Below are 16,770 nucleotides of genomic sequence, written 5' to 3' on the forward strand. Positions count from 1 at the left end.
GGGTCGTATCGAAGAGAGTGAGGAAACCCGATTCGATCACGGCAGCGACTGACCGGTCCAGCCTCAGGACACCCAGCGCTTGGCCAGCTTGCGCGCCAGCGTGCGGCGATGCAGGCCGAGGCGGCGGGCGGTTTCCGAGATGTTGAAGCCGGTCTCGGCGAGCACTTCGTGGATGCGCTCCATCTCCAGCGTCTTCAGCGACGTCTGCCGACCGCTCATCGGCAGGTCTTCGGGTTCGATGACCGACTCGCCGGCGAACGCGGCCTCGATGTCGTCGGTATTCGAGGGTTTGACCAGATAATTGCTGGCGCCGAGCTTGATTGCTTCGACGGCAGTGGCGATGCTGGCATAGCCGGTGAGCACGACGATCACCAGTTGCGGATCGTGGCCGTGCAGATGGCGGACCACGGCCAGGCCGGATTCCTGGCCGAGCTTGAGATCGACCACGGCATGCGTGGGCTTGGCTTCGGCGAGCACGGCGATTGTTGCTTCAAGGCTGGCGGCGCTGTGCACGGTGTCGCCGCGACGCTCGAACGATCGCCGCAAGGTACGGGCGAAGGCCGGATCGTCCTCGACGATCAACAGGCTGCGTCCGCTCATGCCCCGCCCTCGCCTTGCTCGAACACCAGCGCGCTCAGCGGCAGTCGCAGCCGGACGATCGCGCCGCCGAGTTCGCCGTTGATGACTTCGACATGGCCGCCGAACTTGCGCAGCACGTTGACCACCAGGAACAGGCCCAGGCCGCTGCCGGGACGGTTCTTGCTCGATTGATAGGGCTTGCCGATGCGCGCCAGCATCGACTGCGGAAAGCCCGGGCCGTGGTCGCGCACGTCGATGGTCAGCAGGCCGTCGCGGCAGCGCACGCTGACGCCGACCCAGCTCGGCGAAACCTCGCGGGCGTTGTCGAAGACGTTGAACAGCACCTGGCGCATCGCCGAATCGGAGACCACCGGCGTGCGATGGAAGGCTTCGCGATCGAGCGGTTCCTCGACGATGTAATCGAGCGTTACGCCGGGCCACAGGCTGCGCCATTCATCGACCGTGTTGCCCAGCGAGTGGGCGACGGTGGTCAGCATCGGCCGTTCGCCACGCGCTTCGCCGGCCGACAGCAGGATGCCGTTGACGATGTCCTTGATCCGGCGCAGTTCGGCATCGACATCGTCCAGCTCCTGGCAAAGGTCCGGGTGCTCGCGGAACTCCGGCAGATGCCGCCAGTCGCCGATGATCACCGACAGCGTCGCCAGCGGCGTGCCCAGTTCATGGGCGGCGCCAGACGCCAGCAGGCCCATGCGGACGATGTGATCTTCCTCGGCGGCGTGCTGGCGCAGATCGGCCAGATTGCGATCGCGACGGCGCAGGTTGGTGCCGATCTGGCGGATGAAGACCACCAGCAGCAGGATGTCGAGCACGAAGCAGACCAGCATGCCGAGCACGTGCAGATCGAAGGCGCTGCGCTGCGCGTGCTCGCCGAACACCAGCGGCAAGTGATGGTCGATCAGCACGGCGAAGCACAGACAGGCGTAGGCGACCAGCACCCAGGTGGAGCGCACCTCCAGCAGGATCGCGCCCAGGGTCACCTGCATCAGATACAGGAACACGAAGGGGTTGGTCGCCCCGCCGCTGAGGTAGAGCAGCGCGCTCAGCGCGGTGATGTCGATGAACAGCCCGGCCATCAGTTCGCCGTTGTGGACTTCGCGATCGAGACGCGGCCGCAGCATGCTGTAGAGGTTGAACAGCACCAGCACGCCGATGACGCCGAACATCGTCGCCATCGGCAGCTGCAGATCGAACAGCACGGTGCTCAGCACGATGGTCAGCGCCTGGCCGAACACCGCGAGCCAGCGCAGCTGGACCAGCAGCATCGCGTTCTGATGGTTCGCCGTTTCGCCGAGCGAATCGAGCAGCGAAAAGCGGCGCGGCGGAGCGGGTAGCGCGGTCATGAGGCGGATGGTAGCAGCGGCCCCGTCCCGCTCCACTTCAAGGCGATTCGGCATTGCCGCGTGGTCTGCGCGGGAACCAGTCCGGGCGGATCACAAGCCACGCGCCGGCCAGGCTCAGCGCGGCGAGGCCGTACCAGGTCAGTGCATAGACCAGATGGCTGTTGTGGAAGCGCACCACGGTCAGACCGCCGATCGGGCCGCCGGGCACGCTACTGCCGGCATCGATGAAGTAAGGCGCAACGCGCTCAGACGGCAGGCCATGAGCCGCAGCGATTGCCGGAACATCGCGGGAGTACCAGCGGCCCTGTACTGGGTCATTGCGGCGCAGGAAGCCGCCGCGCGGTTCGCTGAGCCGCAGCAGGCCGTCGATGGCGACGACGCCGTCCGGCTGGCCGCCGGCACGGGTCGCCGGATCGCGTTGCGCGGGATCGACGAAACCGCGGTTGATCAGCACGGTCCAGCCGTCGACCGTTTCCAGCGGCGTCAGCACCCAGCAGCCGGGGCCGCGTACGGTGACCGCCTGGGTGCAGGTTTCCAGTTCGTGGCGGTAGCGGCCGGAGACGCTCACTCGCCGGTATTCGTCGTCACGGCCGATGCTGCTCCAGGCGGCAGGACTGGGCGCTTCAACCGGCGCGGCCTGCAGTTGTGCCTCGACGCGCTCGATCAGCGCCAGCTTCCAGGTCCGCCGTTCGAGCTGCCAGCTGCCGAGCGCCATGAAGCCGAGGAAGGCCAGCGCCAACCCTGCCAGCAGCGCGAACCTGGGCCAGCGCCGCTTCATCAGGGAACGTTGCGCAGCTCGTGTTCGTCCATCGGCATCATGTTGGCGTTCATGTGGTACATGACCCACAGCGAGCCCGAAATGGCGATCACCACCAGCACGATGGTGAAGATCGCCGCCAGCATGTTCCAGCCGGCCTGCGAACGAGTGTCGAGGTGCAGGAAGTAGACGATGTGCACCAGCATCTGGGCGATCGCGAAGACCACGATGATCGCGGTGGTGATGCGCTTGTCCGCGAACACTTCGCCGATCACCAGCCAGAACGGGATCGCGGTCAGGAATACCGACAGCAGGAAGCCGATCAGGTAATCGCGCAGGTTGGCGTGCGGCAGTTCGTCGCCATCGTGGTGACCATCGCCGGCATGCGCCTCTTCATGGCCGTGGACATGGCTCTGGTTGAGACGCGAATCGCTTCCATGCAGATCGGCGGCACTCATCGCAGGGCTCCCATCAGATAGACAACCGTGAAGACGCCGATCCAGATGACGTCGAGGAAGTGCCAGAACAGCGACAGGCAGGCGAGCCGGCGACGGTTCGCGGCAGTCAGGCCCCAGCGACCCAGCTGGGTGAGCAGCACCACCAGCCAGACGATGCCGAAGCTGACGTGCAGGCCATGGGTGCCAACCAGAGTGAAGAACGCCGACAGGAACGCGCTGCGCTGCGGCCCTGCCCCTTCATGGATCAGGTGGTGGAACTCGTACATCTCGATGCCGATAAAGGCCAGGCCGAACAGGCCGGTGACGGCCAGCCAGAGCATCGTCGGCTTGACCCGGTGGCGCTGCATTTCCAGCATCGCCATGCCGTAGGTGATCGACGACAGCAGCAGCATCGCGGTGTTGACCGCGACCAGTTCGAGATCGAACAGATCCTTCGGCGACGGGCCGGCCGCGTAATTGCCGCCGACCACGCCATACATCGCGAACAGCACCGCGAAGATCAGGCAGTCGCTCATCAGGTACAGCCAGAAGCCGAGCATCGTGCCGTTGGCGGGATGATGCTCGCCGGCCACCAGGTAGCGGTTGCCGGTCTCTGCCGGCGGGGACATCGTGTGAGTGCTCATGCTCCGGCCTCGGCGAGCTGACGGCTGCGCAGGTCTTCGACCGCGGTCACCGTTTCGACCGGCACGTGGTAGTCGCGGTCGAGGTTGAAGGTGTGGACGATCGCGGTGCCGATCAGCGCTGCGAACGCGGCGCCCGCCGCCCACCAGATGTGCCAGATCAGCGCGAAGCCCATGACGCCGCTGATGGCCGCGAGGATGATGCCGGCCGATGTGTTCTTCGGCATGTGGATGGCCAGGAAGCCGGTGGTCGGCCGCTGGTAGCCGCCGCGCTTCATGTCCCACCAGGCGTCGACGTCATGCACGCGCGGGGTGAACGCGAAGTTGTAGTCCGGCGGCGGTGATGAGGTGGCCCATTCCAGGGTGCGGCCGTTCCAGGGATCGCCGGAGTGATCGCGCAGTGATTCGCGCCGCACATAGCTGACCCGGAACTGCACCAGCATCGCGACGATTCCGCAGCCGATCAGCACCGCGCCGAACGCGGCGACGATGAACCAGGGCTGCAGGCTGGTGTCCTCGAAGTGGCTGACCCGGCGGGTGACGCCCATCAGGCCGAGGATGTACAGCGGCATGAACGCCAGCAGGAAGCCGATCTGCCAGCACCAGAACGACACCCGGCCCCAGAACACATCGAGCTTGTAGCCGAACACTTTCGGGAACCAGTAGCTGACGCCGGCGAACACGCCGAACACCACGCCGCCGATGATCACGTTGTGGAAGTGGGCGATCAGGAACAGCGAGTTGTGCAGCACGAAGTCCGCCGGCGGCACGGCGAGCAGCACGCCGGTCATGCCGCCGATCACGAAGGTGAACATGAAGCCCATGGTCCAGAGCATCGGCACTTCGAAGCGGATGCGGCCGCGATACATGGTGAACAGCCAGTTGAAGATCTTCGCGCCGGTCGGGATCGAGATGATCATCGTGGTGATGCCGAAGAACGAATTGACACTCGCGCCCGAGCCCATGGTGAAGAAGTGATGCAGCCACACCAGATACGACAGGATAGTGATGACGATGGTCGCGTAAACCATCGAGGCGTAGCCGAACAGGCGCTTGCCGCTGAACGTCGACACCACTTCGGAGAACACGCCGAACAGCGGCAGGATCAGGATGTAGACCTCGGGGTGACCCCAGATCCAGATCAGGTTCACGTACATCATCGGGTTGCCGCCGAAATCATTGGTGAAGAAGTTGGTGCCGACCGTGCGGTCCAGCGCCAGCAGCACCAGCACGGCGGTCAGCACCGGGAACGCGGCGACGATCAGCACGTTGGTGCACAGCGACGTCCAGGTGAAGATCGGCATCTGCATCAGGCCCATGCCCGGCGCACGCATCTTGATGATGGTCACCAGCAGGTTGACGCCGGACAGCAAGGTGCCGACACCGGCGATCTGCAACGCCCAGATGTAGTAATCGACTCCGACCCCCGGGCTGTACGCCGCGCCCGACAGCGGTGGATACGCCAGCCAGCCGGTGGTCGCGAACTCGCCGATGAACAGCGACAGCATCACCAGCACCGCGCCGACGGTGGTCATCCAGAAGCTGAAGTTGTTGAGGAACGGAAAGGCCACGTCGCGCGCGCCGATCTGCAGCGGCACGATGTAGTTCATCAGGCCGGTGACGAAGGGCATCGCCACGAAGAAGATCATGATCACGCCGTGCGCGGTGAAGATCTGATCGTAGTGATGCGGCGGCAGATAGCCGTTGGCATCACCGAAAGCCATGGCCTGCTGGGCGCGCATCATGATCGCGTCGGCGAAGCCTCTGAGCAGCATCACGAAGCCGAGCACCATGTACATGACGCCGATCTTCTTGTGATCGATGGTGCAGAACCAGTCCCGCCACAGCCAGCCCCAGGCGCGTGCGCGGGTGATCCATACCAGCAGCGACAGGCCGAGCAGCCCGGCAACCGCGAAGGTCAGCAGGAGGATCGGCTCGTGGTAGGGAATTGCTTCCAGGCTCAGGCGACCCAAGAACACGGAATCGTGAAGCTGCGCTGGCGCGGAATGAGGTTCGGCGGCGATGGTCATTGGCTTATCGAGGCTTGAATTCAGGGCGCGAGACGGCGGCTGCCGTAGAACGCCGGATCGACCGGCGAGGCCGTCACGTCGGACGGCACCGAGCAAAGTGCTGCGACGTAATCGCTGGTCGCCGGCGTCAGGCTGTGGCTGCGGTCGGCGTCATGGCGCAGGCGCGTGACGTTGTAGACATTGGCCAGGCCCAGGCCGCCACGGGCGTCGATCGCCGCCATGTCGCGCTGGCACATCTTGGTCGGCTCGACACACAGGTTGAGCACGGCGTCATAGAGCCCGGCCATGGTCTTGCCGTAGTGCCGTACCGGCTCGCGGGCGCTCGGATTTTCCAGCTGCAGGTATTCACCGCGACCCAGCTCGGTATTCGACTCGCGAACTTGCGCGACCCAGCGATCGAAGCCCTCGCCATCCATGCCCTTGAAGTTGAAGCGCATGTGCGAGAAACCGGCGCCGCTGTAGTTGGCGGAGAAGCCTTCGAAGTCGCCAGCCTTGTTGATCACCGCATGCAGCCGGGTTTCCATCGCCGGCATCGCGTAGATCTGGCCAGCCAGCGCCGGCACGAAGAACGAGTTCATCACCGTCGACGACGTGATCTGGAATTCGATCGGCACATCGACGGGCGCGGCCATCTCGTTGACGCTGGCGATGCCGTAGTCCGGATAGATGAACAGCCACTTCCAGTCCAGCGCCACCACCTGCACCTTCAGCGGACGTACGCCCTCCGGCACCGGCCGCCCCTCGGCGATGCGATCGAGCTTGCGGAACGGGTCCAGCGTATGGGTGGAGATCCAGGTCACCGCGCCGAGCATGATCACGATCAGCAGCGGCGCCGACCAGATCACCAGTTCCAGCGCCGTGGAGTGATGCCAGTCCGGATCGTGGTTGGCTTTCTGGTTGGATGCTCGGAAATGCCAGGCGAACCAGCCGGTCAGCACCATCACCGGCACCACGATCAGCAGCATCAGCACGGTGGAGACGATGATCAGGTCGCCCTGCCGGGCGGCGATGTCGCCCGACGGCGCCAGGGTCACCATGCCGCAACCGGCGAGCGGCAAGCTCAGCAGCAGCGGCAGCAGCAGGGGATGCAATCGGGGCAGGCGGGCAGGCATGGACAGCGTCCGGTTCGGCGTACGGGTCTGCGTACGGAGGGCAATCTAGGCCCCGGGCCGGCAATCCGCGATTGGACCTTTTGTCCCATCGGCGCGGGCGAGCAATCGTGAGAAGGTACGCAGCGTTGGCCGAACCGGGCCGGCGCGATCGATCGGGAACAGATGATGTCCAGCCCTACCCAGACCCCCTCCCTGACAGCCTCTCCAGCAAGCATGACGGCTAAGGCCAGGACGCACGCGTCGGTTGCGCCCGGCGAGATCGCCATCGGCGTGGTCATCGGCCGTCTGTCGGAGATGTTCGACTTCTTCGTCTTCGGCATCGCTTCGGTGCTGGTGTTTCCGTCGGTGTTCTTCCCGTTCGTCGACGCCAAGACCGGCACCTTCTATTCGTTCGCGATCTTTTCGCTGGCCTTCATCGCCCGTCCGTTCGGCTCGGCGCTGTTCCGCCTGATCCACAGTCGCTACGGCCGCGGCAGCAAGCTGACCATCGCCCTGTTCGTGCTCGGCACCTCGACCGCCGGCATCGCCTTCCTGCCCGGCTATGCCGTGCTCGGCGAGTGGGCGATCGTGGTGCTGGCGCTGATGCGCATGGCCCAGGGCGTGGGCATCGCCGGCAGTTGGGATGGCCTGCCGTCATTGCTGGCCTTGAATGCGCCACGCAACCGGCGCGGCTGGTACGCGATGCTGCCGCAGCTGGGCGGGCCGATCGGCTTCTTCATCGCCGCCGGTCTGTTCGCCTTCCTGGTGTCATCGCTGACGCCGGCCGACTTCCTCGACTGGGGTTGGCGCTACCCGTTCTGTGTCGCCTTCGCGATCAATGTGGTGGCGCTGTTCGCCCGTCTGCGCCTGGTGGTGACACCGGAGTTCACCGCGCTGCTGCAGACCCGCGAACTGGAACCTTCGCCCACCGGCGAACTGCTGCGCACCCAGCGCGCCGGCATCGTGCTCGGCGCCTTCGCGCCACTCGCGAGCTTCGCGCTGTTCCATGTCGTCACCGTCTTTCCGCTGTCCTGGGTGACCTTGCTGACCCAGGAGAAGGTCAGCGTCGTCGAATGCCTCACCGTGCAGATGTTCGGTGCCCTGCTGTGCATCGTCGGCATGCTGCTGTCCGGCCAGATCGCCGACCGCATCGGCCGCCGCGCCACCCTGGCGCTGGGCGCCGGCCTGATCGCGCTGTTCAGCCTCGTGGGCCTGCTGCCGATGTTCCTGCACGGCAGCCTGATCGGCGCGCTGCTGTTCGTGCTCGGCGGCTTCGTGCTGCTCGGCTTCAGCCACGCCCAGGCAGCCGGTGCGATCAACTCGACCTTCCCGAGCCGCTACCGCTACAGCGGCGCGATCATCACCTCGGATCTCGCCTGGCTGGTCGGCGCAGCCTTCGCGCCACTGGTGGCGCTGTTCATCGCCAGCCGCTTCGGCGTTGGTTATGTCGGCCTGTATCTGCTGTCCGGCGCAGTCGGCACCCTGATGGCGCTCGGCATCAACCGCAATCTGGAAATGCGCGAGGACTGAGGGCCGGAGCTCAGTAAGTTTCGAGGTGCAGGCGCCCTTCCGCCTTCAGCTTCGGGTGCAGCGCTCGCCAATCCAGGCCGTGTTGATCGGCGGCATAGCGCAGCGCATCGATGACCCCGTCTTCCATGCCCTTCAGGCCGCAGACGTAGACATAGGTATCGTCGGACTTCAGCAGCGCCGCGATGTCGCCCGCGCGGGCACGCATCAGATCCTGCACATAGGTGCGCGGCTGGCCCGGCGTTCGTGAGAACGCCAGGTTGATGTCGATGAAGGTCTTCGGCAGCTTCATCAGCGGCCCGAAGTACGGCAGTTCTTCCTGGCTGCGAGCACCGAAGAACAGCATGAGTTGACCATCGCCATCCTGATGCAAACGCCGTCGCCGCTCGGTCATGCCACGCATCGGCGCAGAGCCGGTGCCGGTGCAGATCATCAGCAGATTGGCCTTGGGCTCATCCGGCATCAGGAAGGTACTGCCGAACGGGCCGATGACTTTCACCTGATCACCCTTCTGCAGATCGCAGACATAGTTCGAGGCGATGCCGCGCACCGGCTGGCCGCGGTGATCGACGAGCACGCGCTTCACGGTCAGCGACAGGTTGTTGTACTTCGGCCGCTCGCCATCGCGCGGGCTGGCGATCGAATACTGGCGGGCGTGATGCGGCCGGCCGTGGGCATCGGTGCCCGGCGGGATGATGCCGATCGACTGCCCTTCGAGCACCGGGAACGGCTGCGAACCGAAGTCGAGCACGATGTGGTGGGTGTCGCTGTCGTGATCGGTGGCGGTGACCCGGAAATTGCCGACCACGGTCGCCACCGCCGGCTGCCTGATGGTGTGCAGATTGATGCTCGGCGTCGCCGCCGATTTCGGCGCCATCGTCGAGCCGCGTGCAGTATCGAGCGGCGGCGGCGCGAAGCCGGGCTCCTCGTCGGCTATGTTGCCAGCGGCGATATCCAGCTCCAGTTCCTCCGGCAGCTCGTCCCAGCCCAGCTGCGCATCGAGGCTGTAGGCCTCGGCCTTGATCACGTTGCGCCAGTTGTCGATCGAACCGGTCGGGCATGGCGAAATGCAGGCGCCGCAGCCGTTGCAGATGTCCGGGTCGACGACGTAGTTGCGCGAATCGTGCGTGATCGCCTTGATCGGGCAGGTTTCTTCGCAGGTATTGCAGCGGATGCAGATGACCGGATCGATCAGATGCTGCTTCAGCACGGACGGTGCGGGTGCGTTCATGGCGGGCACTTGAAGAATGCTGTGCGCTTCAATTGAAGCGCACGTATTCCATGTCCGTCGGCTGCTTGTTGACGCCCACCAGCGGCGCCGAAATCCAGTTCGCGTACTGCCCCGGCGTGTTGACGCAGCCCATCAGGCTGGTCACGTAGGCGCGGTCGGCGACCGTCGGCAGCCATTTGGAAACATTGGCGTCCCACTGGGCCTGGCTGATCGGCGAACCATCCGGTGCGACACGGGCACCGGACAGCGAACCGATCTGGCGATTGAAGGCCTTGTGCGGCACGGTCAGCCGGAACGGCAAGCCGGCCTTCTCGATGACCTTGTTCCAGCGGCCGATGCCGGCTTCGGAATCCTTGATGAAATCGTCGCGCAGTACTTCGTTCAGCGCATTCAGCATCGGCACTTCCTTCTCGACCAGCTTGCCGTCGACGACTTCGAGAATCTTGTAGCCCATGTCCTTCAGCACATGGTCATCGACCCGCCGGCCCTCTTCGTAGCGGCCCTTGATGCCCGACGAATAGAAGGTCGCCGCATTCGAGGATTGATCGGCGCCGAACAGATCGAGCGTCACGCTATAGTGGAAGTTCAGATAACGCTGCAGGGTGCCGAGATCGATCGCGCCGAGCGCGCGCACCTGGTCCGGCGCTTCGACCTTGTGCTGCTTCATCAGCTCGCAGCTGCGGGCGATCACTCGCGACACACCGCTCTCGCCGACGAACATGTGATGCGCTTCCTCGGTCAGCATGAACTTGGTCGTGCGGGCCAGCGGATCGAAGCTCGACTCGGCCAGCGCGCAGAGCTGGAACTTGCCGTCGCGGTCGGTGAAGTAGGTGAACATGAAGAAGCTCAGCCAGTCCGGCGTCTGCTCGTTGAAGGCACCGAGGATGCGCGGATTGTCTTCCTGGCCGGAGCGGCGTTCGAGCAGCGCATCGGCTTCCTCGCGGCCATCGCGGCCGAAGTAGCGATGCAGCAGGTAGACCATCGCCCACAGATGGCGGCCTTCCTCGACATTGATCTGGAACAGGTTGCGCAGGTCGTACTGGCTCGGCGCGGTCAGGCCCAGGTGACGCTGCTGCTCGACCGAGGCCGGCTCGGTGTCACCCTGGGTGACGATGATGCGGCGCAGGTTGGCGCGGTGTTCGCCCGGCACTTCCTGCCAGACATCGTCGCCCTTGTGCTCGCCGAAATGGATCTTGCGCTCCTGCACCTGCGGCGACAGGAAGATGCCCCAGCGATAGTCCGGCATCTTGACGTGATCGAAGTGCGCCCAGCCGCTCGGCTCGGCCGACACCGCGGTGCGCAGATAGACATCGTGCTGATGCGAGCCGGCCGGGCCCATGTCGCCCCACCAGTTCAGAAAGTTCGGCTGCCAGTTTTCGAGCGCGCGCTGCAGGGTGCGGTCACTGGACAGATTGACGTTGTTCGGAATCTTCTGGCTGTAGTCGATCGTGGACATCGTGCGGCTCCGAAATGGATGAATAGGGGAATGGAGTTCAGACGCGATTGCGATCGAAGACCGCTTTTTCGCCCTTGCCGTAGACCTTCAGCGCACCCTTTTCGCCAACGGCATTGGGGCGAATGAAGATCCAGTTCTGCCAGGCGCTGAGGCGGCCGAACACGCGGGTCTCCATGGTTTCGCCGGGGCCGAAGCGCAGGTTCGCTTCGAGGCCGGTCAGGGCATCCGGCGACAGCGCTGCACGCTCTTCGCAGGCGGTGCGGATTTCATCGTTCCAGTCGATATCGTCCGGGTTGGCGGTGATCAGGCCCAGGCTCAGTGCTTCGGCGGAATCGAGCTGCTGGCCGATCGCGCGCTTCGCGGCTTCCATCGGCGCCGCTTCTTCGTAGAAGCGGCGTGCCAGACGGGCCTTGTGACTGACCATCGGATAAGCGCCGAAGTTGAGCGCATTCAGCTGGATCACCGGCCCGTTCTCCGGCAGCAGCTGCATGTAGCTGCGGTCCGCCGCAAAGGCGATTTCGGCCAGGGTGCCGACGAAGCAGGAACCCTCTTCGATCAGCGCGAACAAGCTGCGCGACGAGACATCGAGCCGCGCCAGGCAACGGCGCAGCAGGCCGCGCGTTTCGCGCACGAACCAGTTTGCGGCATGGGCTTCGAGCGCGGCATCGCAGGCCAGTACCGCGGCCTGATCGCCTTGCGCGCGCAGCAGCCAGGTGCCGACGTCCAGTTCGTTGGTCCGCAGATGCAGAATCGCATCGTCCAGCTCGCGGCCCATCTGCAGCGGCCACCAGTCGGCACCGGCTTCGAGAATGCCGGCGAGGTCCGACGGCTGTGCCGTCTTCGGCGCACGCACGGTGAGATGAGCGAGACGCTTGGCGCGGTCGATGCGGATAGCCACGTTGCCGTACTCGACGCCGTCCGCCGTGAGGCTGCGCTTGATCGGCGTCAGCGCAACGCCCTTGGCATCGGCAGGGCGATCGCTCTGGGCGCTGAGCTTGTCGACTTCCGTCTTGATCGCCGCTTCGAAAGCCGCCGGCTTGGCGATCTCGTCGACCAGCCGCCAGTCCTTGGCGCGCTGGCCACGCAGGCCTTCGACACTGGTGCAGAAGATGTCGGCATGGTCATGGCGAACCTTGCGCTTGTCGGTGACGCGGGTCAGGCCGCCGGTGCCCGGCAGCACGCCGAGCAGCGGTACTTCCGGCAGCGATACCGACGACGAACGATCGTCGACCAGCAGGATGCGATCACAGGCCAGCGCCATTTCGTAGCCGCCACCGGCGCAGGCACCGTTCACGGCGGCCAGGAACTTCAGGCCCGAATGACGGCTGGAGTCCTCGATGCCGTTGCGCGTCTCGTTGGTGAACTTGCAGAAGTTCACCTTCCAGGCGTGCGTCGACAAGCCGAGCATGAAGATGTTGGCGCCCGAGCAGAAGATGCGGTCCTTGCCACTGGTGATGACGACGGTGCGCACTTCTGGGTGCTCGAAGCGGATGCGGTTCAGCGCATCGTGCAGTTCGATGTCGACGCCGAGATCGTAGGAGTTCAGCTTCAGCTTGTAGCCGGTCTTGATGCCGCCATCCTCGGCAACATCCATCGCCAGCCGCGCGGTGCTGCCGTCGAAGCTGAGCTTCCAGTGCCGGTACTGCGAAGGATCGGTCTGATAGTCGACCTGCAGGTCGACAGCAGCGGGCGGCGTGGCTGGCAGGCTCATCAGGACATCCTCGTGGCGCGACGGTGATGCATTATTGTGCATGCACTATCATGCATGTCAATCCGCCCTACTTCACGCCCCACGTCAGATGAGCTTGGCGAGCGCCTCACTCAGTTCCGCATGGCAACGTTCCAGCGCCTTGCCGCTGGTATCGAAATGCAGATCGGCCTTGGCATAGAACGGCGCGCGTTCGTTGAGGATCAGTTTGAGATCCGCCATCGCTTCCCGGTTGCCGGACATCGGCCGTAGATCGCCCTGGGCGACGACCCGGTTCATGTGCTCGTCCGGCTCGGCGGTCAGCCAAACCGTGTAGCAGTGGGCCAGCAGCACGTTGAAGGTGGCCGCTTCGGAAACGATGCCGCCGGGCGTAGCGATCACCGCGGCGGGATGCGCCTTCAACGCTTCGTCGAGCGCGCGACGCTCGTAACGGCGGTAGGCCGCCGGCCCGTACAAGGTGTGGATCTGCTCGGGCTTGCAGCCGGCGATGCGCTCGATCTCGCGATTCAGTTCGACGAAAGGAATGCCGCGCTCGGCGGCCAGCATCCGTCCCAAGGTCGATTTTCCTGCCCCGCGCAGACCCACGAGCGCAATGCGCTGCGCGCGCTGATCGGCCGCGCCGTCGACGCCGAACAGCTCGGTGAGCCGTGCCCGCGCCAGCGCCAGCTCGGCCGGCGTGCGCTCGTGCAGCAGATCGCGGATCAGCAGCCAGTCCGGCGAATCGGTGGTTTCATCGCCGAGCAGTTCGGCGATCGGGCAATCCAGCGCGCGGGCGACCTGAGCCAGGATCAGCACCGATGGATTGCCGTCGCCGGCTTCGAGATTGGCCAGGTGGCGCTCGGAGACATCGGCGATCTGCGCCAGCGTTTTCCGGGTGATGCCGCGCCGCGCGCGCAGGCCGCGCACCCGGGTGCCGAGCGCCACCAGCAGCGGCGCGCGGCCGTCTTCGGCTGAAGCTTCGAGAGGGGCTTCGACGGGGACTTCGGCGGGTCGTTCGCGACTCATCGGCGGGGTCGAGCAGGCATTCTGGCAAGGCGTCGGGCTTGACGCTGAGATGCATTATGTTGCATTTTCGTCGCGCCTTCCATGAGGCAGTTGTTCTCGTACCGGGCGCGGACCGTCATGCGCCCGGACATTGCGCAGGAGGAGCAGCACCGATGCAAGCCTCGATGTCCCGACCGATAAATCCAGCGATCGAGCGCCCGCCCGAGCAATTCAATTTTGCCGCGCACCTGCTGGCGCTGAACGCGTCGCGCGCGGCCAAGACGGCGTACATCGACGACAGTCGGACGATGAGCTACGGCGAACTCGCCAGCCGCGTGCGCCGCTTCGCCGCCGCCCTGCCCGCGCTCGGCCTGCGCCGTGAAGAACGGGTGCTGCTGCTGATGCAGGACTGCGTCGACTGGCCAGTCGCTTTCCTCGGTTGCCTGCATGCCGGCGTGGTGCCGGTGGCGGTCAACACCTTGCTGCCAGCGACGGACTACGCCTGGATGATCGGCCACAGCGGCGCGCGCGCCGTGTTCACGTCGATGAATCTGCTGCCGACCGTGCAGGCTGCGCTGGCTGCGAGCAGCCCGCTGCCAGTCTTTGCATCCGACGCGAACGAAGCTCTGCTGCCAGCTTGCGTGCAGCCGTTCTCTGCCCTCGCCGATCATGGCGACGAAGCGATCACGGCCGCCGCGACTCATCGCGACGACATCGCCTTCTGGCTCTATTCCAGCGGCTCCACCGGCAAGCCGAAGGGCACGGTGCACACGCAGGGCAACCTGTTCATGACCACCGCGACCTATGGCCGGCATGTGCTGAAGCTCGTTGAAAGCGATGTGACCTTCTCGGCCGCCAAGCTGTTCTTCGCTTACGGTCTCGGCAATGCATTGAGCTTTCCGCTCAGCGTCGGCGCCACCGTCGTGCTGCTCGGTACACGGCCGACTGCCGAAGCGGTGTTCGACAAGCTCACGCGTCATCAGCCCACGGTGTTCTTCGGCGTGCCGACCTTGTACGCGCTGATGCTCGCCTCGCCCGCCCTGCCCGCACGCAGCGCCTTGCGCCTGCGCCGCTGCACCTCGGCCGGCGAAGCGCTGCCCAAGGACGTCGGCGAGCGCTTCACCGCGCATTACGGCGCGCCGATCCTCGATGGCATCGGCTCCACCGAGATGCTGCAGATCTACCTGTCGAACAGCGATGAATACCTGCGCTACGGCAGCAGCGGCAAGCCGGTGCCCGGCTACGAGATCCGCCTGATCAACGAGGACGGTCTGCCGGCTGCCGATGACGAGATCGGCGAACTGCAGGTGCGTGGCGACAGCGCAGCACTGATGTACTGGACCCATCGCGACAAGTCCCGCGCCACCTTCATCGGCGATTGGCTGAAGAGCGGCGACAAGTACGTGCGCGATGCCGAAGGCTGGTACACCTACTCCGGCCGCGCCGACGACATGCTGAAAGTCAGCGGCCAGTACGTGTCGCCCTTCGAGATCGAAAGCGGCTTGATGGCCCATGGCGCGGTGCTCGAAGCGGCGGTGATCGGCACCGTCGATGCCGATGGCCTGACTCGCTGCAAGGCCTTTGTCGTGCTCAAGGATGGCCAGGTGCACAGCACGGCCCTCTGCAGCGAGCTGCGCAGCTTCCTGAAAGCCCGGCTGGCACCGCACAAGGTGCCGCGCGATCTGGTGTTGATCGACGAACTGCCGAAGACGCCGACCGGCAAGATCCAGCGTTACAAGCTGCGCGAACGCGATGCGGCCGCATGAGTGCATCTCTGTTCGCGGCGATCAGGCATCGCGGCCGCGACCTGGCGCTCGAGTACGTCTGGATCGAGGCCGACTCGCCCGACGCGCCGCTGCTGGTGTTCCTGCACGAAGGCCTCGGCTCGGTGGCGATGTGGCGCGACTTTCCAGCGCAGCTTTGCGCCGCCACTGGCTGCAGAGGCCTGGTCTATTCGCGCCCCGCCTATGGCCGTTCGACGCCGAAGCCGCCCGATGAACGCTGGGGTCCGGACTTCCTGGAAATCCAGGCGCTGGAAGTGCTGCCGGCCTTGTTCGCGGCAGTCGGCGTCGATCTGCAACGCGAACGGGTGATCCTGTTCGGCCACAGCGATGGCGCTTCGATCGCGCTGGTCCACGCCGCGTATTTCGGTGCGCAGCTCGCCGGCATCATCGTGCTGGCACCGCACATCATGGTCGAGCCGATCAGCATCACCAGCATCGAGCGCGCCCGCGTCACCTACCAGACGACCAACTTCCGCGACAAGCTCGCCCGCTTTCACGACGACGTCGATTCCGCTTTCCGGGGCTGGAACGATGTCTGGCTCGATCAGCGCTTCAAGGCCTGGTCGATCGAAGCCTTGCTGCCGCGCATCGCCTGTCCGGTGCTGGCCGTCCAAGGCATCGACGACGATTACGGAACGATGGCGCAGATCGACGGCATCGCCGCCGCTGCACCAAAAGTCGAGCTGTTGAAGCTCGACGCTTGCGGCCATTCTCCGCATCGCGATCAGCCGCAGGCGGTGACCGCGGCCGTGGCCGCCTGGCTCGCCGACAAGTAATCGATCTAGCCAAGCGTAGCCCGCGTGCAACCCCTGGGCTTCTTCTGCTGAGAACGACCCCGGATTTCATCCAGCTACGCTATGCCGATCTGCCGGCAGGCTTGCGACTGGTTCGTCTGCCTAAAGATATTTGCTTAGTACCTTCGTTGCTGTGGAGACTTGCTCACGCGAATCACATGGAACCGGAGAGCAGACAACATGGCGCAAGCCGAAAATTTGGCGACGGTGCAGCAGGCCGATTTCGATATTCGGGCTGTTTCCGATCTGGTGACGAAGATCCAACAGCGGCCCGATGTGGCCCAGACCACCTGGCGGGCGGATGTGCGTTGGACAGGCGCATTGCGTTCCGAAGTGCGGATTCGCAATTTCTCGCCGCTGCCTTCGGATGAGCCCCTGGCGCTGGGGGGC

General features: G+C 65.1%; 14 protein-coding genes and 1 pseudogene. 4 read left to right on the forward strand and 11 right to left on the reverse strand.

Features of this window, described 5'->3' with window-relative positions:
- Positions 1-63: 63 nt before the first annotated feature.
- The 7 genes from Q0D45_RS15620 to cyoA are packed head-to-tail and all read right to left on the reverse strand — an operon-like array spanning position 64 to position 6,917.
- Entirely contained in the window at positions 64-600 is a 537-nt protein-coding gene (locus Q0D45_RS15620; RefSeq protein WP_293394701.1) for a response regulator, read from the reverse strand.
- Positions 597-1,940 carry an ATP-binding protein gene (locus Q0D45_RS15625; protein WP_293394704.1) on the reverse strand — a complete coding sequence of 448 codons (1,344 nt, stop codon included), beginning with the start codon at positions 1,938-1,940 and terminating at the stop codon, positions 597-599. The genes Q0D45_RS15620 and Q0D45_RS15625 overlap by 4 nt, the downstream gene beginning before the upstream one ends.
- Positions 1,941-1,977: 37 nt before the next feature.
- Positions 1,978-2,718 carry an SURF1 family protein gene (locus Q0D45_RS15630; protein ID WP_293394707.1) on the reverse strand — a complete coding sequence of 247 codons (741 nt, stop codon included), beginning with the start codon at positions 2,716-2,718 and terminating at the stop codon, positions 1,978-1,980.
- Complete coding sequence (cyoD, locus tag Q0D45_RS15635) at positions 2,718-3,155, reverse strand: cytochrome o ubiquinol oxidase subunit IV (protein ID WP_293394710.1); 438 nt, start codon at positions 3,153-3,155, stop codon at positions 2,718-2,720. Before cyoD ends, Q0D45_RS15630 begins: the two co-directional genes overlap by 1 nt.
- Positions 3,152-3,778, reverse strand: coding sequence for a cytochrome o ubiquinol oxidase subunit III (gene cyoC / locus Q0D45_RS15640; protein WP_293394713.1), 627 nt, complete (start codon positions 3,776-3,778; stop codon positions 3,152-3,154). Before cyoC ends, cyoD begins: the two co-directional genes overlap by 4 nt.
- Positions 3,775-5,805, reverse strand: coding sequence for a cytochrome o ubiquinol oxidase subunit I (cyoB, locus tag Q0D45_RS15645; protein ID WP_293394716.1), 2,031 nt, complete (start codon positions 5,803-5,805; stop codon positions 3,775-3,777). The genes cyoC and cyoB overlap by 4 nt, the downstream gene beginning before the upstream one ends.
- A gap of 20 nt (positions 5,806-5,825) precedes the next feature.
- Entirely contained in the window at positions 5,826-6,917 is a 1,092-nt protein-coding gene (gene cyoA, locus Q0D45_RS15650; RefSeq protein WP_293394718.1) for a ubiquinol oxidase subunit II, read from the reverse strand.
- Between the two features lie 213 nt (positions 6,918-7,130).
- Between cyoA and Q0D45_RS15655 the strand changes: the two genes are divergently transcribed.
- Complete coding sequence (locus Q0D45_RS15655) at positions 7,131-8,426, forward strand: MFS transporter (protein WP_293394720.1); 1,296 nt, start codon at positions 7,131-7,133, stop codon at positions 8,424-8,426.
- Between the two features lie 10 nt (positions 8,427-8,436).
- On the opposite strand, the gene boxA is transcribed toward Q0D45_RS15655, so the two are convergent.
- The 4 genes from boxA to Q0D45_RS15675 all read right to left on the reverse strand — a co-directional run bounded on the left by boxA (position 8,437) and on the right by Q0D45_RS15675 (position 13,823).
- Positions 8,437-9,654, reverse strand: coding sequence for a benzoyl-CoA 2,3-epoxidase subunit BoxA (gene boxA / locus Q0D45_RS15660; protein ID WP_293394723.1), 1,218 nt, complete (start codon positions 9,652-9,654; stop codon positions 8,437-8,439).
- A 28-nt stretch (positions 9,655-9,682) separates the two neighbouring features.
- Positions 9,683-11,110: a benzoyl-CoA 2,3-epoxidase subunit BoxB gene (gene boxB / locus Q0D45_RS15665; RefSeq protein WP_293394726.1), complete on the reverse strand. Its 1,428-nt coding sequence runs from the start codon at positions 11,108-11,110 to the stop codon at positions 9,683-9,685.
- Positions 11,111-11,147: 37 nt separating this feature from the next.
- Positions 11,148-12,821, reverse strand: a complete 1,674-nt coding sequence (gene boxC / locus Q0D45_RS15670; RefSeq protein WP_293394729.1) for a 2,3-epoxybenzoyl-CoA dihydrolase — start codon at positions 12,819-12,821, stop codon at positions 11,148-11,150.
- An 84-nt stretch (positions 12,822-12,905) separates the two neighbouring features.
- Positions 12,906-13,823 carry a helix-turn-helix transcriptional regulator gene (locus Q0D45_RS15675; RefSeq protein WP_293394732.1) on the reverse strand — a complete coding sequence of 306 codons (918 nt, stop codon included), beginning with the start codon at positions 13,821-13,823 and terminating at the stop codon, positions 12,906-12,908.
- 164 nt (positions 13,824-13,987) lie between these two features.
- Here Q0D45_RS15675 and Q0D45_RS15680 point away from each other — a divergent pair, with 164 nt between their 5' ends.
- The 3 genes and pseudogenes from Q0D45_RS15680 to Q0D45_RS15690 all read left to right on the forward strand — a co-directional run.
- Entirely contained in the window at positions 13,988-15,568 is a 1,581-nt protein-coding gene (locus Q0D45_RS15680; RefSeq protein WP_293394735.1) for a benzoate-CoA ligase family protein, read from the forward strand.
- Positions 15,565-16,362 (forward strand): alpha/beta hydrolase, encoded by a 798-nt coding sequence (locus Q0D45_RS15685; protein ID WP_293394738.1) that lies wholly within the window; start codon positions 15,565-15,567, stop codon positions 16,360-16,362. Before Q0D45_RS15680 ends, Q0D45_RS15685 begins: the two co-directional genes overlap by 4 nt.
- A gap of 198 nt (positions 16,363-16,560) precedes the next feature.
- Positions 16,561-16,770, forward strand: a pseudogene (locus tag Q0D45_RS15690) (OsmC family peroxiredoxin); the annotation flags it as partial.

The sequence above is a fragment of the Nevskia sp. genome (assembly GCF_023266035.1).
GTDB lineage: Bacteria > Pseudomonadota > Gammaproteobacteria > Nevskiales > Nevskiaceae > Nevskia.

Bases quoted from the DNA above. Each gene is read 5' to 3' on its own strand.
- Q0D45_RS15620 (WP_293394701.1), bottom strand. From the start codon at position 600: ATGAGCGGACGCAGCCTGTTGATCGTCGAGGACGATCCGGCCTTCGCC.
- Q0D45_RS15625 (WP_293394704.1), bottom strand. From the start codon at position 1,940: ATGACCGCGCTACCCGCTCCGCCGCGCCGCTTTTCGCTGCTCGATTCG.
- Q0D45_RS15630 (WP_293394707.1), bottom strand. From the start codon at position 2,718: ATGAAGCGGCGCTGGCCCAGGTTCGCGCTGCTGGCAGGGTTGGCGCTG.
- cyoD (WP_293394710.1), bottom strand. From the start codon at position 3,155: ATGAGTGCCGCCGATCTGCATGGAAGCGATTCGCGTCTCAACCAGAGC.
- cyoC (WP_293394713.1), bottom strand. From the start codon at position 3,778: ATGAGCACTCACACGATGTCCCCGCCGGCAGAGACCGGCAACCGCTAC.
- cyoB (WP_293394716.1), bottom strand. From the start codon at position 5,805: ATGACCATCGCCGCCGAACCTCATTCCGCGCCAGCGCAGCTTCACGAT.
- cyoA (WP_293394718.1), bottom strand. From the start codon at position 6,917: ATGCCTGCCCGCCTGCCCCGATTGCATCCCCTGCTGCTGCCGCTGCTG.
- Q0D45_RS15655 (WP_293394720.1), top strand. From the start codon at position 7,131: ATGACGGCTAAGGCCAGGACGCACGCGTCGGTTGCGCCCGGCGAGATC.
- boxA (WP_293394723.1), bottom strand. From the start codon at position 9,654: ATGAACGCACCCGCACCGTCCGTGCTGAAGCAGCATCTGATCGATCCG.
- boxB (WP_293394726.1), bottom strand. From the start codon at position 11,110: ATGTCCACGATCGACTACAGCCAGAAGATTCCGAACAACGTCAATCTG.
- boxC (WP_293394729.1), bottom strand. From the start codon at position 12,821: ATGAGCCTGCCAGCCACGCCGCCCGCTGCTGTCGACCTGCAGGTCGAC.
- Q0D45_RS15675 (WP_293394732.1), bottom strand. From the start codon at position 13,823: ATGAGTCGCGAACGACCCGCCGAAGTCCCCGTCGAAGCCCCTCTCGAA.
- Q0D45_RS15680 (WP_293394735.1), top strand. From the start codon at position 13,988: ATGTCCCGACCGATAAATCCAGCGATCGAGCGCCCGCCCGAGCAATTC.
- Q0D45_RS15685 (WP_293394738.1), top strand. From the start codon at position 15,565: ATGAGTGCATCTCTGTTCGCGGCGATCAGGCATCGCGGCCGCGACCTG.